Source organism: Plantactinospora endophytica, from assembly GCF_016862915.1.
Taxonomy (GTDB): domain Bacteria; phylum Actinomycetota; class Actinomycetes; order Mycobacteriales; family Micromonosporaceae; genus Plantactinospora; species Plantactinospora endophytica.
In genome coordinates this window covers 82,625-105,595 of sequence record NZ_BONW01000001.1, presented here as the reverse complement: position 1 = coordinate 105,595, position 22,971 = coordinate 82,625, and the positions used below count along the sequence as shown (strand labels likewise).

Below are 22,971 nucleotides of genomic sequence, written 5' to 3'. Positions count from 1 at the left end.
CGGGGGTCACTCGTGCCCAGCAGATTCTCAGCACCCTGAGTAATCTTGGTCCGGCCCCTCCCACCCCTGCACCCCGGATCGGAAACGGTGTCCCTCGACCACTCCCGCGTTGTCCGCGACGTGACCACCCGGCTCTCCACGGCGTCCACCGCCGTGGAGGCCGGCCAGGTGACGGTGGCCACGCTGGGCCGGCACACCCCCGGCCGGATCGCCGTGCTGCTGTGGGTACGCGACCGGCTCCGCTGTGTCGCCGCGACCGGATCGTGGCAGGTCTTCGCCTCGGTACCGGCCGGCGCGGGAACGGTCGGCCGGGTCTACGCCTCCGGCAAGACCGAAACGGTGCCGGAGGTGACGAACGAGCCCGACTACGTAGCGTTGCGCCCGGATGTCCGGGCCGAGATCTGTGCCCCGATCCTCGACCGGGCGGGGCAGCCGATCGGCGTACTCGACCTGGAGTGGCCGACCGCCGAGATCGACCTGGACGCCTGGCGGCAGACCGTCGAGCGGGTCGCCTCGCTGCTCGGCATCCGGATCGGGCAGCTCGGCGGGCCGCCGGCCGAGACGCGGAGCGAGAAGCTGCTCCGGCACGCCTCCGCGCTGACCTCCGCCGCCACCGAGTCGGAGCTGATGACCGCCGCCGTCTCCGCCGCCCGGGACGTCTCCGGGCTCGCCTCGGCGGTCTTCGTCCTGGACGGGCCGACCGGGCCACGGGTGGCCACCCCGAGCCTCGTACCGGACGGGTTGGAGTCGCGGGTGCACGCCGCGTTGGCGGGTGCCGGCCGTCCGGTGCTGGAACGGCTCCGGGGGCAGGCGCACCGGTACGGCGCCTCCTACACCCTCGGCGAGGGGCACCACCCGACAACGGCCGACCAGGACGTGCTGATCGCCGCCGGGGTACGCACCCTGATCTCGGTGCCGCTCGGCCCGACCGAGTTCTGCGGTGTACTCCTGGTCGGCGACACCCGTACGCTGCGCCCCGACCCGACCACCGTCAACCTGATCGAGCTGCTCGCCGCCCAGTCGTGGATCTGCCTCGAACGGCTGCGCGGGCTGGCGCAGTTACGCGAGCGGGCCAGTTCCGACCCGCTGACCGGGCTGCGCCACCAGGGGTCGTTCGGGGAACGGATCGCCGAGTCGAACCCGGGCCGGACTGCCCTGCTCGCCGTCGACGTCGACGACTTCAAGACGGTCAACGACACCTACGGCCACCAGGCCGGCGACCGGGTGCTCGTCGATCTCGCCCGGGCTCTCCAGGGTGCGCTGCGGCACGGCGACGAGCTGTACCGGATCGGCGGTGACGAGTTCGTGGCCGTGGTCGAGGTGCTCCGCCCCGAGGAGGCGGTCGGCATCGCCCAGCGCCTGGTGGAGGCGGCCCGCCGCACCGGCCGTACGGTCAGCATCGGCGTCGCCGTGCAGCAGGACGGCGAGTCACCCGACTCGACCCTGCACCGGGCCGACGACGCGCTCTACCTCGTCAAGCGCGACGGCCGCGACGGCGTACGCCTCGCCGCCGACTGACCCGCCGCCCCGCCCCGCCCCGCGCCGCCAGGCAAGATCGCGCTCGCTCCTGGAAAGAGTGGCCTGGACGACGGGTCGAGGCCACTCCCGCGGGGAACCAGCACGATCTTGCCCCCGGGCAGCGAAGTAGCACGATCTCGCCCAGGGCAGCGACGCGCGCGGACAGCGACCCGGGGGCAACACGGCCCGGCGCGGGGGCGGCGGTCAGCGGGCGGCGAGGAACTCGGCGGCGAGCAGTTCCGCGATCTGCGCGGTGTTCAGCGCGGCGCCCTTGCGCAGGTTGTCGCCGGTCACGAAGAGGTCCAGAGCACGCGGGTCGTCGATCGAGCGGCGGATCCGGCCGACCCAGGACGGGTCGGTGCCGACCGCGTCGATCGGCATCGGGAACTCGCCCGCCGCCGGGTCGTCGACCAGGATCACCCCGGGCGCGTTGCGCAACGCCTCCCGGGCTCCCTCGGCGTCGACCTCGGTGCCGAAGACCGCATGTACGGCGACCGAGTGCCCGGTCACCACCGGCACCCGTACGCAGGTCGCGGAGACCTTCAGGTCCGGCAGGCCGAGGATCTTGCGCGACTCGTTGCGCAGCTTCAGCTCCTCGGACGACCAGCCGCCGTCCCGCAGCGACCCGGCCCAGGGGACCACGTTCAGCGCCATCGGCGCCGGGAACGGGCCGAGGTCGTCGCCGACCGCCTGCCGCACGTTGCCGGGCCGAGAGCCGAGCACCCGGTCACCAGCGATCTTGGAGAGCTGGTCGTGCAGGGTGTCCACCCCGACCTGCCCCGTCCCCGACACCGCCTGGTACGACGAGAGCACCAGCTCCCGGAGGCCGTACTCGCGGTGCAGCGGCGCGACCGCGATGATCATCGTCAGCGTGGTGCAGTTGGCGTTCGCGATGATGCCCTTGGGCCGGTTGCGTACCTGCTCGGGGTTGATCTCCGGCACCACCAGCGGCACGTCCCGGTCGGCACGGAACGCGGCGGAGTTGTCCACCGCCACGGCGCCCCGGGAGACCGCGACCGGCGCCCACTGCGCGGAGACCTCGTCCGGTACGTCGAACATGGCCACGTCCACGCCGTCGAACGCCTCGGCGCTCAACGCCTGGACGGTCAACTCCTCGCCCCGGCACATCCGGGTCTGCCCGGCCGAGCGCGCCGAGGCGATCAGCCGGATCTCACCCCAGACGTTCTTCCGGGCGGAGAGCAGGTCGCACATGACGGTGCCGACCGCGCCGGTCGCCCCGACCACCGCGAGCGTGGGGAGCGTGCCCATCCCGGACTACCTCCCGGTCCCGGCGTAGACCACCGCTTCCTCGCTGCCGCCCAGGTCGAAGGCTTCGTGCACGGCCCGGACCGCGATGTCGAGGTCGGTGTCCCGGCAGACGACGGAGACCCGGATCTCGGAGGTCGAGATCATCTCGATGTTCACCCCGGCCTCGCCCAGCGCCGCGAAGAAGCTGGCCGCCACGCCCGGGTGCGAACGCATTCCGGCGCCGATCAGCGACACCTTGCCGACGTGGTCGTCGTAGAGCAGGCCCTTGAACTTGACCTGCTCCTGGACCTTGCTCAGCGCCGCCATCGCGGTCGGCCCGTCGGTCTTGGGCAGGGTGAAGGAGATGTCCGTCCGACCGGTGCCCTCGGTGGAGACGTTCTGCACGATCATGTCGAGGTTGATCTCGGCCGCGGCCACCGTCTCGAAGATCCGCGCCGCCGCGCCCGGCTCGTCCGGTACGCCGACCGCCGTGATCTTCGCCTCACTCCGGTCGTGCGCGACCCCGGTGATAAGTGCTTGCTCCACGGGTAGGTCCTCCGTCGATCCGGTCACCATCGTGCCGGTGTTGGTCGAGTATGACGAACGTACGCGGATCGGCAACCCGGCCCTTCGGGCGTACTCCACGCTCCGCAGGTGCAGTACCTTCGCGCCGCACGCCGCCAGCTCCAACATCTCCTCGTAGGTGATGGTCCTGATGTGCCGGGCGTTCGGCACGATCCGCGGGTCGGCGGTGAAGACGCCGTCGACGTCCGTGTAGATCTCGCAGACGTCCGCGCCGAGGGCCGCCGCCAGGGCCACCGCCGTGGTGTCCGAGCCACCCCGGCCCAGCGTGGTGATGTCCTTGGTGTCCTGGGAGACGCCCTGGAAGCCGGCGACGATCACCACGGCACCCTCGTTCAGCGCCGCCCGCAGCCGGCCGGGCGTGACGTCGATGATCCGGGCCCGGCCGTGCACCGAGGTGGTGAGCACGCCCGCCTGCGACCCGGTGTAGGACCGCGCCTCGTAGCCGAGGTTGTGGATCGCCATCGCGACCAGCGCCATCGAGATGCGCTCACCGGCGGTGAGCAGCATGTCGAGTTCGCGGCCGGGCGGCAGCGGGCTGACCTGGTTGGCCAGGTCGAGCAGTTCGTCGGTGGTGTCGCCCATCGCGCTCACCACGACGACGACGTCGTCGCCGGCCTTTCGCGCGGCGACGATCCGCTCCGCCACCCGCTTGATCCGCTCGGCGTCGGCGACCGAAGATCCGCCGTACTTCTGCACTATCAGTGCCACGACGGTGCACTCCTTCCCCTGGTCCGGGCGAGGCGCACCGGCCTGAGCGTGCCGACGCCGCCGGGTCGAGACCGGCGGCGCCGTGTGAGACAACCTCAGGGTACCGGCCACCGTCGTCGCCCCGACCAGGCGTTCCCACCATCCGACCGATCGACGACACGCGAGGGTAGCTGGACTGACCGCCCGTTCCGACGGCGTACCCCGAGAATGGCGGGGTGCATCCCGGCGTAGCCCCTCTGCCCGGCGCCGACCGGGACCGGACCGTGATCCTCCCGACCCGGGCCGCCGCCGCGCCACGCTGGACCGGCATCCTCACGACCCGGACTCCCGCCACACCGCACCAGTTTTCGGTCCGCTCCGACCGAAACGCCGCCGCACGGCACCAGGTTGCCATCCCGGCGGCCGGAAACGCCGCCGCACCGCCGTCCGCCGGTCGACGGTCGTCTGTCGGCAACCCGTCGCCGCAGCGCCGGGAGGACGTCCGCCCGCGCCGGGCCGGCCTCGGCCCGCTGGTCGGCGTGCTGCTGCTGGCCGGGCCGGCGCTGCTGGCCGGCTGCGGCGCGGACGACCCGGCACCGGCGGCCACCACGCCCGCCCCGGCGACGACCAAGCCGACCCAACCCCGGGAGCAACTCGCGGCGCTGGCCGCCGCCGCGCAGGACCGGCAGATGACGGCCGTCTACACGTTGACGGTGTCCGGCCAGCCGAACCGGTCGATCTCGGTGTTCCGGGCGGCGGACCGTTCCTGGCGGGTGGACATTCCGGCCGGCGCGCTCGGCGGTACCGCCGACGTCTCGCTGGTGCAGAACGGCGCCGGGCTCTTCCAGTGCGCGCTGCCCTCGGCCGGGTACCCGGAGTCGGCCGGCTGCGTACGGGTGGCCGACCCCGGCCAGCCGCTCGACCCGGGCATCGACCCCCGGATGCGGCACCCGTTCACCGACTGGCCGGAGGTGCTGACGGACCGGCGGGCCCCGCTCTCGGTCGCCACGGCCGAGTTGCCCGGTGCCCAGGGCTCGTGCTTCGCGGTCGAGTCGACCTCGGCCTCGGTCGGCCCGCCGCTCGATCCCGGCATCTACTGCTTCGCCGCCGACGGCACCCTGACCGCCGCCCGGCTGCCCGCCGGCACCCTGACCCTGGCCGGTACGCCCGCCGCCGCGCCGGCCACCGTCGCGCTGCCCGGTCCGGTCGTCGTCCGGGAGCCGCTGCGGATCGCCGGCCCGCCGGGCGGGTCCACCGACGACGGCCAGCCCGGCGGCGGCGAGCAGACCGGCGGCGGTTCCACCGACAGCTCGTCCTCCGACGACTCGTCCTCGGACGGCGGGGCGGAGACCTCTCCCGGGGGTACCGGCGGTTGATCTCCACTCACGTTGTGGGTGCGCTCGGTCACTTCTGGTGACCCCGGCTCGGGGACAGAGTGGCCGATACGGCACACTCGGCACCATGGCCCAGCTCTCTCCGATACTGGCGACCCGGTGGAGCCCGCACGCCTTCGACCCGGTCGCCGACCTCACCGACGCCGAGGTCGCCTCGCTGCTCGAAGCGGCCCGCTGGGCCCCCTCCGCCGACAACACCCAGCCCTGGCGCTTCCTGGTGGGCCGACGCGACGACGAGGCGTTCAAGCGGATCCTGACCAACCTCTCCGCCGCCAACCAGCGGTGGGCCGGCCACGCCTCCGCGCTGCTGCTCGGCGCGCACGCCACCACCGGCCCGACCGGTGGCCCGCTGCCGCACGCCGCGTACGACCTGGGTCAGGCGGTGGCGCACCTGACGGTGCAGGCGACCGCGCTGCGCCTCTACGTACGGCAGATCTCCGCGTTCGACGCGGCCGGGCTCCGTACCGACCTGGAACTCTCGCCCGAGGTACGCCCGCACGTGGTGGTCGCGGTGGGCCGGCTCGGCGACCCGTTCTCCCTTCCCGAGGACCTGCGGGCCCGCGAGATCGGCCTGCGGCAGCGCCGCCCGGTGGCCGAGCTGATGCTGCGCTGAGTCGCCGACCCGGTGCCGCACCGGATTCCGGACCGACGCGCGGAAACCCGCCGCCACCTGGGCGGTTCCCAGATTGCGGACTACGCTTACCCGATCGCGCACCGAGCACTTAAGGTGACTTTGTCATGTGGCAGGCCCTGCTCCTTCGCTGCCGCGACGAGGCTCCCCAGGCCGGCACCTCGTCGCGGAGTTGAAGCGCGCCGTCCTGCATTCCGGCCGTTCCCCGTTGCGGCCAGCCTCTTCTCCACGATCCGGCTCCGCGCCGAAGCGCCCGGATCCGACGCGAAGATCCGACACCTCGATCTGACCTACGGCGCTTTCCGCCACATGACCACGGGAGCTTCTCGCCATGGCACAACCTGCCGGCACCACCACCGACGGTGATCCGATAGCCCGTCAGCGGCCCAGCCGCATGCCGTTCCAGCGCTACCAGCCCTACCACCAGCAGTTCGCGGTCGACCTGCCGGACCGGCAGTGGCCGACCCGACGCATCGAGACGGCGCCCCGGTGGTGCGCGGTCGACCTACGCGACGGCAACCAGGCGCTGATCGACCCCATGTCGCCGGAGCGCAAGCGGCGGATGTTCCAGCTCCTGGTGCAGATGGGCTACAAGGAGATCGAGGTCGGCTTCCCGTCCGCCAGCCAGACCGACTTCGACTTCGTACGCCAGCTCATCGAGCAGGACCTGATCCCGGACGACGTCACCATCCAGGTGCTGACCCAGTGCCGGGAGCACCTGATCGACCGCACCTTCCAGGCGATCCGGGGTGCGAAGCGCGCGATCGTGCACTTCTACAACTCGACCTCGACGTTGCAGCGCCGGGTGGTCTTCGGCCTGGACAAGGCCGGGATCACCGACATCGCCACCTCCGGCGCCCGGCTGTGCCAGAAATACCACGAGATCCACGCCCAGGACACCGACGTCTTCTACGAGTACTCGCCGGAGTCGTACACCGGGACGGAACTCGACTACGCGCTGGAGGTCTGCGCCGCGGTGATCGAGGTGATCGACCCGACCCCGGACCGGCCGCTGATCATCAACCTGCCGGCGACCGTCGAGATGGCCACCCCGAACGTCTACGCCGACTCGATCGAGTGGATGCACCGGCACCTGCCCCGCCGGGAGAGCGTGATCCTCTCGCTGCACCCGCACAACGACCGGGGTACCGGGGTCGCCGCCGCCGAGCTGGGCGTACTGGCCGGGGCCGACCGGATCGAGGGCTGCCTGTTCGGCAACGGCGAGCGCACCGGCAACGTCGACCTGGTCACGCTGGGGCTGAACCTCTTCTCCCAGGGTGTCGACCCGGAGATCGACTTCTCCAACATCGACGAGATCAAGCGCGCGGTCGAATACTGCAACCAACTGCCGGTGCACGAGCGGCACCCGTACGCGGGTGACCTGGTCTACACCGCCTTCTCCGGCTCGCACCAGGACGCGATCAACAAGGGCTTCGACGCGCTGACCACCGACGCGCAGGCGGCCGGGGTACCGATCGACGACTTCGACTGGGCGGTGCCCTACCTGCCGATCGACCCGAAGGACCTGGGCCGCACCTACGAGGCGGTGATCCGGGTCAACTCGCAGTCCGGCAAGGGCGGCGTGGCGTACGTGATGAAGACGGAGCACCACCTGGACCTGCCCCGCCGGTTGCAGATCGAGTTCTCCGGTGTCGTGCAGCGGGTCACCGACGACGACGGCGGCGAGGTGGAGCCGGCCCGGATGTGGCAGCTCTTCGCCGAGGAATACCTGGTCGACCAGCAGCGGGAGCCGGTGGTCCAGGTGGAGAACTACTCCATCGGCAGCGTGGACGGCAAGGTCGAGATCGAGGCGGACGCCCGGTTCGGCGCCGGCCGTCGCGCGCTGTCGGCGACCGGCAACGGCCCGATCGACGCGTACGTGAACGCGTTGCAGGCGCTGGACGTCCGGGTACGGGTGCTCGACTACCACGAGCACGCGATGTCCTCGGGCGGCGACGCGCAGGCCGCCGCGTACGTGGAGTGCGAGGTCGACGGTCGGACGGTCTGGGGTGTCGGTCTCGACGCCAACATCGTCACCGCGTCCGTCCGCGCGGTGACCAGCGCCGTCAACCGCGCCCTGCGCTGAGCCCGCCGCTCCTGCCCTGACACCCGTGCGGGTCGGACCGGTCACCCCGGCCGGCCCGCACGACAGGCATCGCCGCCACCCGACGTGCCCGCCCCACAAGGCTGGGCACCGCCTGTCGGCACCGCTACGAGCGGCGCCGTTCCGCCGCCGACCGGTCCGCACCCTGGTCCGGTTCGTGCAGGTGGGTCGGGGGCGGCGGCAGGGCCGGGCAGGGTCGGGACTTCTTCGGTTCCCGCTCCGGCCGGTGCACCAGGACGAGGGCGAGCAGTGCGCCGAGCAGCATCAGCCCGGCACTGATCAGCACCGCCTGCCGGTACGCCGGGGTGAGTTGGCCGGAGTTCGCGTAGCCGCCGCCGGAGAGCCCGACCACCAGCGGCAGTGCGGAGACGGCGAGCAGTCCGCCGACCCGGGAGGCGGCGTTGTTGAATCCGCTGGCCGCTCCGGCGAGCCGGTCCGGGGCGGCGGCCAGCACCGAGGCGGTGAGTGGGGCCACCACCAGGGTCAGGCCGAGCCCGAAGAGGGTGATCCCGGGCAGGACGTCGACCCAGTACGAGTCGCCCCGGCTCACCCCGTGCAGCAGGAACAGCCCGGCGGCGGCGATCACGGGGCCGACGGTGAGCTGCGGGCGTGGCCCGATCCGGGAGGCGAGTGCGCCGGACCGGGCCGAGCCGACCAGCAGCAGGATGGTCATCGGCAGGGTGGCCAGGCCGGTTTCGAACGCGGAGTAGCCGACGGCGTTCTGGAGGTAGACGGAGAAGAAGAAGGTGAACCCGCCGAACGCGGCGTAGACCAGTACGGTGAAGACGTTGAGCACGCCGAAGAGCCGGGCGCCGAAGAGGGTCGGCGGGAGCATCGCCCGTTCGCCCCGGTGCCGTTCGAGCAGTACGAAGCCGACGGCGGCGGCCACCCCGAGTACGGCGGCGCCGACCACCTGCCCGGAGCCGGGTCCGAACTGCTGCGCCTCGATCAACGCGTAGGTCACGCCGGCCAGGCCGAGCGCCCCGAGCAGCGAGCCGGCCACGTCGAACCGCCTGCCGGCCGCGCCGTCGGACCGGCTCTCCGGGGTCCAGCGCAGCGCGGCGACGATCACGATCACCGCGAGCGGCAGGTTGAGGAAGAAGATGGCCCGCCAGGAGAGCGCGTCGATCAGCCAGCCGCCGAGGAACGGGCCGAGCGCGGTCGACACGCCGGCCAGCCCGGACCAGGCGCCGATCACCCGACCCCGCTCGTCCGGATGGAAGCTCGACTGGAGCAGGGCCAGCGATCCGGGGGTGAGCAGCGCGCCGCCGAGCCCCTGGAGGAACCGGGCCGTGATCAGCCATTCGATGCTCTGCGCCGCGCCGCAGAGTACGGAGGCGGCGGTGAACGCCACCACCCCGGCGAGGAAGACCTTCCGGCGCCCGAGCCGGTCACCGAGGGCCCCGCCGAGCAGCACGAAGGCGGCCAGGGTGAGCAGGTAGCCGTTGAGCGTCCACTGTAGTCCGGCGGTACTGGCCCGCAGTTCCGAGCCGAGGTGCGGCAGGGCGACGTTGACCACCGTGGCGTCCAGGAAGACCATCCCGGAGGCGACGACCGCGGCGAGCAGGGTGCCCCGGCCGGCGGTGCTGGACATCCGCAAGGGTGCTGACGAATCACTCACGGTGTCAATCTGCCCTGCCCTTGCCGTAAGATGCCGCGAAACGCCGGAACCGCCACCGGTTGCCCGGACCGGTCCACATCTCGCGAGCTGGAAGCGTGCCGTTCATCCGTACCAGATCACTAGCACGGTCGGGAACAGCCGCCGTGCTCTTCGGCCTGCTCGCCGTCGGCGCCGCCGCCTGCACTCCGGTGCAGGGCCCGGCGCCTGAGCCGTCCGGGCAGCCGGCCGACACCCAGGCCCAGCTCGACCAGCTCTCGGTGGCCAGCGCCGGTTCGATGCGGGGCTACAGCCGGGACCGCTTCCCGCACTGGCGCAACGCCGGCAAGAACTGCGACGTCCGGGACACCGTGCTTCAGCGGGACGGCACCGGGATCAAGCTCTCCGGCTGCAACGTGGTCGGGGGTCGCTGGTCCAGCCGGTACGACAAGCGCACCCTCGCCGATCCTTCGGACGTGGACATCGACCACATGGTGCCGCTGGCCAACGCCTGGCGGTCGGGTGCCGACGAGTGGGACGACGACAAGCGGGGCGACTTCGCCAACGACCTGGACCGGCCGCAGCTCGTGGCGGTTTCGGCGAGTTCGAACCGGGCAAAGGGCGACCAGGACCCGTCCCAGTGGAAGCCGTCGAACCGGGACGACTGGTGCCAGTACGCGGAGGACTGGATCGCGGTCAAGCACCACTGGCGGCTGTCGGTGACCTCCGCCGAGAAGGCCGCGCTCGACGACATGCTGGGGAGCTGCTGATGGGCGAGACGGGAACCGCCGCGCAGAGCACCGACATCACCGCCGGCCCGGGTGGGGTGATGACCGACGACGTCGGGGTGATCACCGGGGAGCTGACCCTGCGCACCGAGCTGGACGGCGGGCAGGCCGTACTCCGGGTGCAGTACAAGGACGCCGCCGAGTGGTATTCCGTCACCGGCGGCCGGGCGGCGTTGGCCGATCCGGCCGACCTGGCCGCCGTGCACACCATCGCGGTCGGCCTGCTGGACCGCCCCGAGGGCTGAGACCTCCCGCTCCACCACGCGCTTCCGCACATCCGCTCGACCACGAACTTTCGCACGCCCGATTGACAAAATTTTGTTTTACGTACAGGATGGTTTTTGCCATGAGAGACGTGATGTACCTGGAGCAGATCGAGCAGGCCGAGACCCTGCTCAAGCCGCAGCGCATCGAGGTGCTGCGGCAACTCGCCGAGCCGCACACCTGCACCGAGGTGGCGACCCAGCTCGGCCAGACCCCGCAACGGGTCTACTACCACGTCAAGCGCCTGGTCGAGGCGGGCCTCGTCGACCAGGTCTCCGAACGCAAGGTCCGCGGCATCACCGAGGGCATCTACCAGGCGAGCGCCCGGTCGTACTGGCTCTCCCCCCGGCTCGTCGGCCGGCTCGGACTGCGCAAGGCGCAGGACGAGATGAGCCTCGGCTACCTGCTCAACCTGATGGAGGAGGTCCAGGCCGACATCGCCGCCCTCGACCGGGCCGCCCCCGAACTGCCGTCGATCGGCGTCTCCGGCGAGATCCGGGTGCCGGCCGAGCAGCGCCAACAGTTCCTGACCGACCTACAGACCGCACTGCAAGAGCTGTTCACCCGCTACGGCGGAGCCGAAGGCGACGCCTTCAAGCTCGCCGTCGCCTGCTATCCCCATGGAGGCACGAAATGACCGCACCACTGACCCTCCGCGCCCGGGCCGCCGCACCGGTCAAGGTCGTCTGGCACGCCCTGACCGACGCCGCCGAGCTGCGCGGCTGGCTCGCCGAGCACGCCGAGGTCGAACTGCCGGACCGGTACGAGTTCTGGGGCAGGTACACACCGGAGGGCGACGCGCCACACCAGCGCCTGCTGGCCGCCGACGACCACACCCTGCGGTTCACCTGGCTGCTCGACGGCGAGGAGACCACCACCGAGATCACCCTCACCGAGGAGAGCGCCGAGTCCACGATCATCGCGCTCGCCCAGACCCACTGGAGCGTCGAGGACGTGTTCAGCGGGAGCGTCCGAGGCGTGCTCCAGACGTACTGGTCGCTGGCGATCGCCAACCTCGTCGACCACGTCGAGGGTCGGCCACTCACCCCGAGGACCGACTTCACCTCGACGACGTTCCGCGAGGAGATCGTCATCGACGCCGTTCCCGAGGCGCTCTACGAGTCGCTTACCGACTCGGCCAAGGCCACCGAGTGGTTCGGCTACCCGATCGGGATCGAGCCCGTCGTCGGCGGCCGGTACGCGATGGGCGGTTTCGAGAACAACCCGAACCCGGCCAAGGTGCTCGACCTGACCCCCGGCAAGGCGATGTCGGTCGACTGGGGTCCGATCGGGGTGGTGAGCTGGGAACTGGAGGCCAGTGGCGGCAAGACGAAGCTCTCCTTCATGCAGAGCGGCTTCGACCAGCCGCCGTACGCGGGCTGGACCGGGTGGCTCAGCGGGCTCGCCGAGCTGCGCCGCTATCACGAGCTGACCGACTGGCGTCCGATCTGGCTCTACGACCCGACCGAGAACGTACCCGCCGAGGCCCACGCCGAAGGCTGACCCCCACGCCCGTACGCCCGGCCCGGATCATCTTCCCGGGCCGGGCGTCGTGGCGTCAGACGAACGAGCCGGGCTCGCTCGGTGCGGAGACGACGCCGGGCGTCTCGCCCTCGTCCTCCGGCCGGACGATCTGCGCGGTCACCTTGTGCGGTCGGATCTCGCCGCTGTTGATCTGCTCCGCCCAGTGGCAGGCCACCCGGCTCTCGCCGATCTGGCGCAGCACCGGCCGCTCGTCGGCGCACCGGGTCGGCTGCGCCCACGGGCAGCGGGTGTGGAACCGGCAGCCGGCCGGCGGGTTGGCCGGCGAGGGCAGGTCACCGGCGAGCAGGATCCGCTCCCGGCGGTCCTCCACCTCCGGGTCCGGCACCGGCACCGCCGACATCAGCGCCCGGGTGTACGGGTGCAGCGGCTCCCGGTAGAGCCGGTCGCTCGGCGCCTCCTCGACCAGCGCGCCGAGGTACATCACGCCGACCACGTCGGAGATGTGCCGCACCACGGCCAGGTCGTGCGCGATCACCAGGTAGGTGAGCCCCAACTCGTCCTGGAGTTCGTCGAGCAGGTTCACCACCTGGGCCTGGATCGAGACGTCCAGGGCGGAGACCGGCTCGTCGGCCACGATCAGCTCGGGGCCGAGCACCAGGGCGCGGGCGATGCCGATCCGCTGCCGCTGCCCGCCGGAGAACTCGTGCGGGTAGCGGGACAGCGCCCACTTGGGCAGCCCGACCGCGTCCAGGGTCTTGGTGATGATGTCCCGCCGGGCCGTCCGGTCGGCGCCGATCCCGTGTGCCTGCAAGCCCTCGACCAGGATCGACTCGACGTTCTGCCGGGGGTCCAGGCTGGACATCGGGTCCTGGAAGATCATCTGCATCCGGCGGCGCATCGACCGGAGCCGGTTCGGCGGCAGCTTGGTCAGCTCGACGCCGTCGAAGTTCACCTGGCCGCCGGTCGGCGGGGTCAACTGGAGCAGTGCCCGGCCGAGCGTCGACTTCCCACAGCCGGACTCGCCGACCAGCCCGTACGTCTTGCCGCGCGGGATGGTCAGGTCGACCCCGTCCACCGCCTTGACGTGCCCGACGACCCGGTCGAAGAGCACTCCCCGGGTGATCGGGAAGTGCACCTTCAGGTCCCGGACCTCGACCAGGTTCCCGGACTGCCCGGTCGCGCCGGACTCCTCGACGTCGGTCACGGCCGCTCCTCGCTTCGTTCGTCGCCGCCACGACCTGGCGTACCGCGTCTCCCGACGCCCTCGCTCCGCCCGGTCATGCCGACTCCTCCTCGCGCGGGGCGGGCGGCGTCGCCCGCTCCGCCACCGGTGCCGGCGCGTCCTCGGCCGGTGCGGGCGCGTCCTCAACCGCTGCCGGTGCGTCCTCGGCCGCCGTCGCCTGCGCCGGCACGATCCCTTCGGCCGCCGGCTCCGCCGCCGTCGGCGACGCGGGCGCGGGCGAGCCGGCCGGCGGCACCGGGTTGACGCACCGGTACGTCCGGTCGGTGTGGGTCAGCGCGAGCTGCGGCGGCTGGCCCAGGCAGGCGTCCACCTGCCGGTCGCAGCGCGGCGCGAACGCGCACCCGTCGGCCCAGGGCAGCACGTCCCGGACCGAGCCGCGAATCGGGGAGAGCCGTTCGCCCCGGCCCGCGTCCAGCCGGGGAATCGACCCGAGCAACCCCACCGTGTACGGGTGCCTCGGCTCGGCGAACAGCGGCTTGCGCCGGGCGGTCTCCACCACCCGGCCGGCGTACAGCACGTTGACGGTGTCGCACATGCCGGCGACCACACCCAGATCGTGGGTGATCATCACCAGCGCGGTACCGGAGTCGCGTACCAGGTCCTTGAGCAGTTCCAGGATCTGCGCCTGGATGGTCACGTCCAGTGCCGTGGTGGGCTCGTCGGCGATCAGCAGCCGGGGTCGGCAGGCCACCGCGATCGCGATCAGCGCCCGCTGCCGCATCCCGCCGGAGAGCTGGTGCGGATATTCCTTGAGCCGCCGGTTCGGGTCCGGGATGCCGACCCGGTCGAGCAGTTCGGCGGCCTCCTTGCGGGCGGCGTCGCCGCTCAGTCCCCGGTGCCGGGCCAGCACCTCGGTCACCTGCCGGCCGATCGGGATGACCGGGTTCAGCGAGGAGAGCGGATCCTGGAAGATCATCGCGACGTCGCGGCCCCGGATGTCCCGCATCGTCCGCCGGTCGACCCGGAGCAGGTCGGTACCGTCGAAGTCGGCCCGGCCCTCGACGGCGATCCCGGGCTGCCGGGGCAGCAGCCCCATCAGCGCCAGCGAGGTCACGCTCTTGCCGCAACCGGACTCGCCGACCAGTCCGACGACCTCGCCCGCGTCCACCGAGAACGAGACGCCGTCGACCGCCCGCACCGTACGCTTCCCGCGCTGGCGGAACGTGACGGAGAGATCCTCCACATCAAGCAGTGCCATGACAGATCACTTCCGCAGCTTCGGGTCGAGGGCCTCACGCATCGCCTCACCGAGCAGGGTGAAGCCCAGCGCGGTGATGATGATCGCCACCGCCGGATAGATCGCCAGCGCCGGCCGGATGCCCAGGTACGGCTGCGCGTCGGCGAGCATCACGCCCCACTCCGGAATCGCCGTGTCCGGGTTGCCGAGACCGAGGAAGGAGAGCGCCGCCGCCTCGATGATCGCGGTGGCCAGGGTCAGCGTCGCCTGCACGATGACCGGGGCCAGCGAGTTCGGCAGTACGTGGCCGATGGCGATCTTCGATCGGCGTACCCCGAGCGAGGTGGCGGCGAGTACGTAGTCGCTGTTCGCCTGGGCGATCATCGAGCCGCGCAGCAGTCGGGCGAAGACCGGCACCGAGACCACGCCGACCGCGATCATCACCGTGGTCAGGCTCGCCCCGAGCAGGGCGGCGATGCTGACCGCCAGCAGCAGGCTCGGCAGCGCCAGCATCATGTCGACGACCCGCATCAGCGCGGTGTCGATCCAGCGCCCCCACCGGCCGCCGAGCCCGGCGGCGGCACCGGCAACACCGCCGACCAGCGCGCCGATCGCCAGACCGATCAGGGTGGAGACCACCCCGACCAGCAGGGTCTGCCGGGCGCCGACGACGAGCCGGCTGAACTCGTCCCGGCCCTGGTGGTCGAAGCCGAACCAGTGGTCGCCGGACGGGCCGGGGATGATGCCCTGGCCCGACTTGACCAGTCCCTCCCGGATCCCGATCGTGTCGGTCGGGGCGTACGGCACGAAGAACGGCCCGACGATCGCGACCAGCAGGAAGAGGCCGAGTACGACGGTGCCGACGATGGCGGCCGGGTTGCGCCGGAGCCGGCGGAACGCCTCCTGCCAGAGGCTGACGCCGCGCTCCTCGTCGCGGGCGGCGGAGAGTTCGCCGAGCCGGTCGAGCTTCTCGGCCTTCTTCCGGGCCCGTTCGGTGATCGTCATCGGGCCCACCATCCGTTCGCGCCGCCGGGGCTGCCCCGGAGCGCTCGTTCTGTCGTCCTCATCGGACCCTCACCCTCGGGTCGATCAGGCTGTACGAGAGGTCGACCAGCAGGTTGACCAGTACGAAGACCACCGCAATGATCATGATGAAGCCCATCAGCACCGGGTAGTCCCGCTGGCTGATCGAGTCGGCGATGAACGCCCCGATGCCGCTGAACGCGAAGACCGTCTCGGTGAGCACCGCACCGGAGAGCAGACCACCGGTGAGCAGGCCGATCGTGGTGGCCACCGGCAGCATCGCGTTACGCAGCACGTGCCGCTGACGTACGACGCGCTCGGTCAGGCCCTTGGCCTCGGCGGTCCGGACGAAGTCCTCGCCGAGCACCTCCAGCACGCTCGCCCGGGTGATCCGGACGATGATCGCCAACGGGATGCTGGCCAGGGCGAGACCGGGGAGCACGAGATGCCAGAGCGCGTCGGCGGCGGCGTCCCACTCGCGGGTCATCAGTCCGTCGAGGACGAAGAAGTTGGTGATCCGGGTGGCCTCGATCGTCGGGTCCTGTCGGCCGCTGGCCGGGAAGAGGTGCAGGTTCTCCGCGAAGATCGCTTTCAGCACGTACGCCAGGAAGAAGACCGGGATGCAGACACCGATCAACGATCCGGCGACCGAGACGTGGTCGAGGAGCCGGCCGCGACGGCGGGCGGCGAGGTAGCCGAGCGGGATGCCGACCAGGATCGCGATGATCATCGCGGTGGCGGCCAGCTCGACGGTACCCGGGAAGCGTTGCAGGAACTCGGTGGTGACCTCGCGCTTGGTGGCGATCGAGGTGCCCAGGTCGAGCCGGAACATGCGCTGCATGAACCGGCCGTACTGCACCAGGATCGGCTCGTCCAACCCGAGGTTCTCGCGGATCGCGGCCCGCATCTCCGGGGTGCCGCGCTCGCCCAGGATCGCGGTCTCCGGACCGCCGGGCAGCCGGTGCAGCCAGATGAACAACAGGATGGAGAGCCCGAAGAGCGCGGGTATCAGCTGCAACAGGCGTCTGACGATGAACCGGAACACGGGCGGCCTCTGGCGGGGTGCGGAGGGTCGCGCGGGCGGGCGCTGGGCTGATCTCCGGCCGGGGTCTACCGGCCGGGATCAGGGCGCGCCCGCCCGCGGTCCCTTTTCTCTATGTCAGGACTTGAACTCGGCGGTGGCGAACCGCTCGTCGGTGAGCGGGCTCGCCTTGACGCCGGTCACGTCCTTACCGAACACGATCGCCGGCGGCGAGTGCGAGATCGGCACACCCGGCAGGAACTCCATGATCTTGGCGTTGAGCTCCTTGTAGAGCTCGTACCGGGCGGCGGCGTCCGCGGTGGTGTCGGCCTTCTTGAACAGCTCGAACAGCTCCGGGTTGTTGAAGCCCCACTCCGGCTTCTGCCGGTCGAACATGGTGCCGATGAAGTTGTAGCCGTCGCCGTAGTCACCGGTCCAACCCAGGAAGTGCAGGTCGTGCTCGGTGCCGGTGCTGGTGGCGTTGAGGTAGTCCGGCGTCCACTTCAGCGGGATCGGCGTGATCTTGATGCCGACGGCCTGAAGGTCGGCCGAGAGCAGCTCGAAGAGGTCCTTCGGGTTCGGCATGTACGGCCGGGTGACCTCGGTCGGGTAGTGGAAGCGCAGCGTCAGGTTGCTGGCGCCCGCCTCGGCCAGGAGCTGCTTGGCCTTGTTGACGTCGTAGCTGTACTGGGTGACGTTCGAGTTCCAGCCCTCCACCGTGTCCGGCATGAACTGGGTGGCGACCTTCGCGCCCGGGGGCAGCTTCGAGTCGACCAGCGCCTGCCGGTTCAGGGCGTACGCGATCGCCTGCCGGACCTTGGGGTCGGCCAGCTTCGGGTTGCCCTTCTGGTTGATCGCCAGGTAGAGGATGTTGAACGCCGGGCGGGTGAGCATGTTGAAGCCCTCGCCCTTGAGCGGCTCGACGTCGGCCGGGCCGACCAGGTCGTACCCCTGGATGTCGCCGGAGCGCAGCGCCTGCTTGCGGGCGTTCTCGTCCGAGATCGTCTTGAAGATGAGGGTCTTCAGCTTGGCCTTCGGGCCGCCGGTGTACTCCTCGTTCCGCTCCAGGGTCAGCGTCTTGTTCGCGACGTCCCAGGACTTGAACTTGAACGGCCCGGTGCCGGTCGGGTGCTCCATCGCGTACGACGGGTACTGGATGTTGTCGGCGCTACCGCCGATGGTGCTGGCCTGGTACTGCTCCAGCGCCTTCGGGCTGTGGATGGAGAACGAGGGCAGCATCAGCGCGGCCGGAACCTTGCTGGAGACGCGGGTGAAGGCGAGGTCTACCGTGGTCGCGTCCTTGGCGGCGCAGGACTTGAAGAGGCTCGGCGGCAGGTCGGTCCGCTCGTTGGCGGCGAAGCCACCCATCACGTCCTGCCAGTACGGCGTGACGTCCGGGCTCTGCATCAGACCCTTGGCGTTGAACCAGCGGTTGAAGTTGGCGCAGACCGCCTCGGCGTTGAAGTCCGTACCGTCGTGGAACTTCACGCCCGACTTGAGCTTGAAGGTCCAGACGGTGCCGGTCGCGTCCGGGGTCCAGCTCTCGGCCAGACCAGGCGTGATCTTGGTGCCGCCCTCCTCCGGGCGGACCAGGGTCTCGAAGACCTGACGGGCCACCCGCAGCGACTCGCCGTCACTGGCGAGGCTGGGGTCGAGCACCTTCGGGTCGCCGGCCACGCCGAAGACCAGTGTGTCCTTCTGGCTTGCGCCCGAATCGCCGCGGTCGCTCTCGGCACAGCCGGCTACCGCGAGGGCCGCGACCGCTACGGCCGCGATGGCGACCTTCGGTCTTGGTGCACGCATGGTGCTTCACCTCGTCCTGTGGATACGACAAACGCGGTGACGGGGGCCACCGATGGCGAGACACTAGCCGCCGGGCGGACCGGGCGGAAACGGGCCACGAACGGGTTGGTACCGGATCGTGTCTTTACCGTCATGGCACCAGCGACAGAGCGTTGCGCATGGTCAACAATCAGGGTGTTTGTCCGGATCTGACTATGCGAATTTGTTACATCGCACAGCGGGTTGATCACCACCGATGTCAGACCCGCGCCAGGCTGCCGACCGCTCCGAACCGGCTCGGATTCTTGACGGGTCATGGCGCGGTTCTTGGCGGGTTGTGGCGCGTGCCCGGCCACAACCCGCCGAGAATCGTGGCGCGCCACCCGCGTCCAGCGGCGCACGCTGGGGCGGCGGACTCGTGGTCGACCGGGACCCGACTGCGTGGAGCGGGTCAGACCGCCCGGCGGCCCTCGAAGGCGCGGCCGAGAGTGATCTCGTCGGCGTACTCCAGGTCGCCGCCGACCGGCAGACCGCTGGCGAGCCGGGTCACCGAGATGCCCATCGGCTTGACCATCAGCGCCAGGTAGGTGGCGGTGGCCTCGCCCTCGGTGTTCGGATCGGTGGCCAGGATCAGCTCGCGGACCGTACCCGTGCCGAGCCGGGCCAGCAGCTCCCGGATCCGCAGGTTGTCCGGGCCGACGCCCTCCAGCGGGTTGATCGCCCCGCCGAGTACGTGGTAGCGGCCCCGGAACTCGCCGGTCCGCTCGATCGCCACCACGTCCTTGGGCTCCTCCACCACGCAGAGCACCTCTTCGGTGCGGCGTGGGTCACGGCAGACCCGGCACTGCTCGGACTCGGCGACGTTGTAACAGGTGGTGCAGAACCGGACCAGCTCCTTGACCCGGCGCAGCGCGGTGGCCAGCCGGGTCACGTCGGCCGGGTCTGCGGAGAGCACGTGGAACGCGATCCGCTGGGCGCTCTTCGGGCCGACTCCTGGGAGCCGGCCCAACTCGTCGATCAGATCCTGGATGGCACCCTCGTACATCGCGGGGTGGCTCAGAAACCGGGCAGGCCGAGGCCGCCCATGCCGCCGGTGACCGGGCCCATCTTCTCCTCGGTCAGCTTGCGCACCTCGTCGTGGGCGTTGTGCACGGCCGCGAGTACGAGATCTTCGAGGGTCTCGACGTCCTCCGGGTCGACCGCCTTCGGGTCGATCTTGACAGCCTTGATCTCGCCGGCACCGGAGATGGTCACGGTGACGAGTCCGCCCCCGGCGGTGCCGGTCAGCTCCGCCTCGGCCAGCTCCGCCTGCGCGGCGGCGAGCTGCTGCTGCATCTTCTGCGCCTGCTTCATCATCTGTTGCAGGTTGGGCTGTCCACCCGGGCGCACGGCGACTCCTCGGTTGCGGAAAACTTGTCGACTCCAGCCTAGTCCGGCCGGTCCCGGGCGGCTCGACTGCCCGTGACGGGCCGGCGGGTCGGTCAGTCCGATGCCCGTGACCGGCTGCGGGTCGGTCAGTCCCGATGCCCGTGACCGGCCGGCGGGTCGGTCAAACCGGGTCGGGGACCACCCGTTCCGGGACTACTTGAGGTCGACCTCGCCGATCCGCTCCGCGCCGAGGGTCTGCTGCAACAACTGCACCGCCTGCTGCTCGCTGGTCTGCCGGGCGGTCCGCTCGTCGATCACCTCGTCGAGCGGCTCGTCGCCCGGGTCGAAGCCCTCGTAGCCGATCCCGGGTGACGGGCGCGGGCCGTCGTAGTCGGGGTCGTAGGGCGGCTCGCCGGCCCAGTCCCGGTCCGCCGTCCGCTCCGGCGCCGGTGCAGGCTTCGGGCCACGGCCGGCCGCCGCCGCACGGGCCGCCGCGAGCCCGGCACTGACCGTGCCACCAGCGCCAGAACCACCTCCGGTACGGCCACCGCCCGTCGCGCCGGCTCCGTTGGCGTGCCCGCCCGGGCCGTTGCCGTTCGCGCTGGAACCGTTGGCCCGAGGGCCGTTTCCGGTGGCAGGGGCGGCGTTGCCACTGTTCGTACCGCCGCTGCCAGCCCGGGTGGCGTTACCGCTGTTCGGGCTGCCAGTGACCGCGCTCCGGCCGCCGTTACCGGTCGACGCGGCACCGCCGGCAGCCCCAATGCCGCTGTTGGTGGCGGAATCGTGGGTGCTGCCGCCCTGAGCCGGTGCGGCGGCGGAGTCGCCGGTCGGAGTGGCCGATCCGGCACCGCCGGGCGCGGCCGGCTCGGGCCAGTCGTCGTCGGTCGCCGTTCCGCTCGGCGCGGCGCCACCGGGTCGGGCCGGTTCCGGCCAGTCGTCGTCATCCGCGCCGGACGACGAGGCGCCGCCCGGGCCGGATGGGCTGGTCGTCCGCTCCCGGCCGGCGGTCGCCGCCCGGCCGGCCGGGGACGTGCCGTTGCCACCGTTGCGGGGCGGGGCGCCGTTGCCGGCCGGACCACCGTTGCCGGCCGGTTGCCGGGGCGCGGCGGTCGGCGCCGGCCCGCGCTGCTCACCGGCCACCTCGCAACGGATCTGCCAGCGCCCGCCCAACTCCTCGTAGAGAGCGTCGGTGAGCACACTGGCGGAGTTGGCGAGCATCTGGGCGAGTACCGGCGACTTGACGGTCAGCACCAGGGTGTCCCCGTCGAGGTCGCGTACGACGGCATCACGCATCAGGGCGGCGATCCGCTTGTTGGTGCGGTTGACCATGCCGACGACATCGCCCCAGACCCGGCGTACGGCGGCGGCGTCGAGTTCACCCGTCGGCTCGGTACCGGCCGGCATCGGATCAGGCGTGACCGGGTCGGGCATCACCGCCTCCGGCGGGACCGGGCGCCGGGCCGGCGGCTCCGACCGCTCTTCAGCCGGAGCGGCGGGCGCGTGGCTGGGCCCGGGGGCGGCGGTTTCGCGTACCTGCGGAGGAGGAGCGACCGGTGCGACGCTGGCGGCGGCCGGCGGTGCGGGAGTGGGCGCGGGCGGCGGGCCCGGGTCTGCGGCGGCGGCCGGTGCGCGGACGGGCGCGGCGGGCGGAGTTGGCGTCGCGTCGCCGGAGAGGGTGAGACGGCGCTCCATGCGTTCGAGGCGTTGCAGCAGGCTGCCGGTGGAGTCCTCGGCGCCGGGGAGCAGCATCCGGGCGCAGATGAGTTCGAGCAGCAGTCGGGGTGCGGTGGTGCCGCGCATCTCGACCAGGCCGTTGTGCACGATGTCGGCGCAGCGGGAAAGTGTCGCCGGGCCGAGGCGTTCGGCCTGGGCGGCCATCCGCTCGATCTGGTCGGCCGGACCGTCGATCAGGCCCTTGGCGACCGCGTCCGGCACCTGACGCAGGACGATCAGGTCACGGAGGCGTTCGAGCAGGTCGGAGGCGAATCGGCGCGGATCGTGCCCGGCCTCGGCCACCCGGTCGATGGTGGCGTACGCGGCGGCGCCGTCCCCGGCGGCGAGTGCGTCGCACATCTCGTCGATCAGGGCGGCGTCGGTCACCCCGAGCAGGGCGACGGCACGGGAATAGCTGACGCCCTCGGGGCCGGCACCGGCGATAAGTTGATCCAGCACCGAGAGCGAGTCCCGGGCGCTGCCGCCACCGGCCCGGACTACGAGCGGGAAGACGGACGGCTCGATCTTGACGCCCTCGGCCGAGGCGAGTTGCTCCAGGTAGGGGCGGAGCACGCCCGGCGGGATCAGCCGGAACGGATAATGGTGGGTCCGCGACTTGATCGTGCCGAGGACCTTCTCCGGCTCGGTGGTGGCGAAGATGAACTTGACGTACTCCGGCGGCTCCTCGACCAGCTTGAGCAGGGCGTTGAAGCCCTGGGTCGAGACCATGTGCGCCTCGTCGATCACATAGATCTTGAAGCGGCTGCTGGCCGGGGCGAAGAAGGCGCGTTCGCGCAGCTCACGGGCATCGTCCACGCCACCGTGGCTGGCCGCGTCGATCTCGATCACGTCGATCGAGCCGGCCCCGTCGGCGGCCAGGCTCTTGCAGGAGTCGCAGACGCCACACGGCTCCGGGGTCGGTCCCTGCTCGCAGTTGAGTGAGCGGGCCAGGATCCGGGCGCTGGAGGTCTTGCCGCAGCCACGGGGGCCGGAGAAGAGGTAGGCGTGGTTCAACCGACCGGTACGCAACGCCTGGGACAGCGGCTCGGTGACGTGCTCCTGGCCGATCACCTCGGCGAACGTGCGGGGCCGGTATTTGCGGTAGAGCGCCAGTGCCACTCGTCCCGCCTCCTCTCGACCGGGCCATTCTCCACCCGGCGCCGCGCTGCCGCCTGCCAGGTTGTCACGCGCGCCCGACGATTTCCACGTCGATCATGTGGGGGTCGGGGGTGGTGGGTGGCGTTGGTGGTGACAGACCGGGTCGATCATGGGAGGGCAGTGGCGTGTCGACCGGTCGGCCGGGCCGGGTCGGCGGCCTCGGGCCTGGTCAGCGAGTGTCTAGG

The 22,971-nt window shown here is 71.4% G+C and carries 19 protein-coding genes; 8 read left to right on the top strand and 11 right to left on the bottom strand.

Features of this window, described 5'->3' with window-relative positions; genetic code table 11:
• Positions 1 to 87 precede the first annotated feature (87 nt).
• Positions 88 to 1,518, top strand: a complete 1,431-nt coding sequence (locus Pen02_RS00470; protein WP_203863871.1) for a sensor domain-containing diguanylate cyclase — start codon at positions 88 to 90, stop codon at positions 1,516 to 1,518.
• Positions 1,519 to 1,722: 204 nt separating this feature from the next.
• Here the strand turns inward: Pen02_RS00470 and Pen02_RS00465 are convergent, their stop codons facing one another.
• Both Pen02_RS00465 and Pen02_RS00460 read right to left on the bottom strand, forming a co-directional pair.
• Entirely contained in the window at positions 1,723 to 2,787 is a 1,065-nt protein-coding gene (locus Pen02_RS00465) for an aspartate-semialdehyde dehydrogenase (RefSeq protein ID WP_203863870.1), read from the bottom strand.
• 6 nt (positions 2,788 to 2,793) lie between these two features.
• Complete coding sequence (locus Pen02_RS00460; RefSeq protein ID WP_203863869.1) at positions 2,794 to 4,059, bottom strand: aspartate kinase; 1,266 nt, start codon at positions 4,057 to 4,059, stop codon at positions 2,794 to 2,796.
• Positions 4,060 to 4,274: 215 nt separating this feature from the next.
• Between Pen02_RS00460 and Pen02_RS00455 the strand changes: the two genes are divergently transcribed.
• The 3 genes from Pen02_RS00455 to leuA all read left to right on the top strand — a co-directional run bounded on the left by Pen02_RS00455 (position 4,275) and on the right by leuA (position 8,149).
• Positions 4,275 to 5,414 (top strand): hypothetical protein, encoded by a 1,140-nt coding sequence (locus Pen02_RS00455; RefSeq protein WP_203863868.1) that lies wholly within the window; start codon positions 4,275 to 4,277, stop codon positions 5,412 to 5,414.
• Between the two features lie 85 nt (positions 5,415 to 5,499).
• A complete protein-coding gene (locus Pen02_RS00450; protein WP_203863867.1) occupies positions 5,500 to 6,045 on the top strand; it encodes a nitroreductase family protein in 546 nt (181 codons plus the stop codon).
• A 349-nt stretch (positions 6,046 to 6,394) separates the two neighbouring features.
• Positions 6,395 to 8,149 carry a 2-isopropylmalate synthase gene (gene leuA, locus Pen02_RS00445; protein WP_203863866.1) on the top strand — a complete coding sequence of 585 codons (1,755 nt, stop codon included), beginning with the start codon at positions 6,395 to 6,397 and terminating at the stop codon, positions 8,147 to 8,149.
• Positions 8,150 to 8,273: 124 nt separating this feature from the next.
• On the opposite strand, the gene Pen02_RS00440 is transcribed toward leuA, so the two are convergent.
• The gene (locus tag Pen02_RS00440; RefSeq protein WP_203864288.1) at positions 8,274 to 9,761 is read right to left on the bottom strand and encodes an MFS transporter; all 1,488 of its coding nucleotides are present in this window, start codon (positions 9,759 to 9,761) and stop codon (positions 8,274 to 8,276) included.
• Positions 9,762 to 9,943: 182 nt separating this feature from the next.
• Here Pen02_RS00440 and Pen02_RS00435 point away from each other — a divergent pair, with 182 nt between their 5' ends.
• From Pen02_RS00435 to Pen02_RS00420, 4 genes are all read left to right on the top strand, one after another.
• Positions 9,944 to 10,534: an HNH endonuclease family protein gene (locus Pen02_RS00435; protein ID WP_372445546.1), complete on the top strand. Its 591-nt coding sequence runs from the start codon at positions 9,944 to 9,946 to the stop codon at positions 10,532 to 10,534.
• The gene (locus Pen02_RS00430; RefSeq protein WP_372445545.1) at positions 10,429 to 10,797 is read left to right on the top strand and encodes a hypothetical protein; all 369 of its coding nucleotides are present in this window, start codon (positions 10,429 to 10,431) and stop codon (positions 10,795 to 10,797) included. The genes Pen02_RS00435 and Pen02_RS00430 overlap by 106 nt, the downstream gene beginning before the upstream one ends.
• Positions 10,798 to 10,898: 101 nt before the next feature.
• Positions 10,899 to 11,453 (top strand): winged helix-turn-helix domain-containing protein, encoded by a 555-nt coding sequence (locus Pen02_RS00425; RefSeq protein ID WP_203863864.1) that lies wholly within the window; start codon positions 10,899 to 10,901, stop codon positions 11,451 to 11,453.
• Positions 11,450 to 12,319 (top strand): SRPBCC family protein, encoded by an 870-nt coding sequence (locus tag Pen02_RS00420; RefSeq protein ID WP_203863863.1) that lies wholly within the window; start codon positions 11,450 to 11,452, stop codon positions 12,317 to 12,319. Before Pen02_RS00425 ends, Pen02_RS00420 begins: the two co-directional genes overlap by 4 nt.
• A 55-nt stretch (positions 12,320 to 12,374) precedes the next feature.
• On the opposite strand, the gene Pen02_RS00415 is transcribed toward Pen02_RS00420, so the two are convergent.
• The 8 genes from Pen02_RS00415 to Pen02_RS00380 form a co-directional block, all read right to left on the bottom strand.
• Positions 12,375 to 13,505, bottom strand: a complete 1,131-nt coding sequence (locus Pen02_RS00415; protein ID WP_443678471.1) for an ABC transporter ATP-binding protein — start codon at positions 13,503 to 13,505, stop codon at positions 12,375 to 12,377.
• A gap of 73 nt (positions 13,506 to 13,578) precedes the next feature.
• Positions 13,579 to 14,742 (bottom strand): ABC transporter ATP-binding protein, encoded by a 1,164-nt coding sequence (locus tag Pen02_RS00410; protein WP_203863862.1) that lies wholly within the window; start codon positions 14,740 to 14,742, stop codon positions 13,579 to 13,581.
• A 6-nt stretch (positions 14,743 to 14,748) separates the two neighbouring features.
• Positions 14,749 to 15,726 (bottom strand): ABC transporter permease, encoded by a 978-nt coding sequence (locus tag Pen02_RS00405; protein WP_203863861.1) that lies wholly within the window; start codon positions 15,724 to 15,726, stop codon positions 14,749 to 14,751.
• A gap of 58 nt (positions 15,727 to 15,784) precedes the next feature.
• On the bottom strand, positions 15,785 to 16,789 hold the full coding sequence (locus Pen02_RS00400) for an ABC transporter permease (RefSeq protein WP_203863860.1): 1,005 nt from the start codon (positions 16,787 to 16,789) through the stop codon (positions 15,785 to 15,787).
• Between the two features lie 114 nt (positions 16,790 to 16,903).
• A complete protein-coding gene (locus Pen02_RS00395) occupies positions 16,904 to 18,568 on the bottom strand; it encodes an ABC transporter substrate-binding protein (RefSeq protein WP_203863859.1) in 1,665 nt (554 codons plus the stop codon).
• Between the two features lie 430 nt (positions 18,569 to 18,998).
• Positions 18,999 to 19,592 (bottom strand): recombination mediator RecR, encoded by a 594-nt coding sequence (recR, locus tag Pen02_RS00390; RefSeq protein ID WP_203863858.1) that lies wholly within the window; start codon positions 19,590 to 19,592, stop codon positions 18,999 to 19,001.
• 11 nt (positions 19,593 to 19,603) lie between these two features.
• Positions 19,604 to 19,912 carry a YbaB/EbfC family nucleoid-associated protein gene (locus Pen02_RS00385; protein ID WP_239139934.1) on the bottom strand — a complete coding sequence of 103 codons (309 nt, stop codon included), beginning with the start codon at positions 19,910 to 19,912 and terminating at the stop codon, positions 19,604 to 19,606.
• A 216-nt stretch (positions 19,913 to 20,128) separates the two neighbouring features.
• Complete coding sequence (locus Pen02_RS00380) at positions 20,129 to 22,747, bottom strand: DNA polymerase III subunit gamma and tau (protein WP_203863856.1); 2,619 nt, start codon at positions 22,745 to 22,747, stop codon at positions 20,129 to 20,131.
• Positions 22,748 to 22,971: the final 224 nt, after the last annotated feature.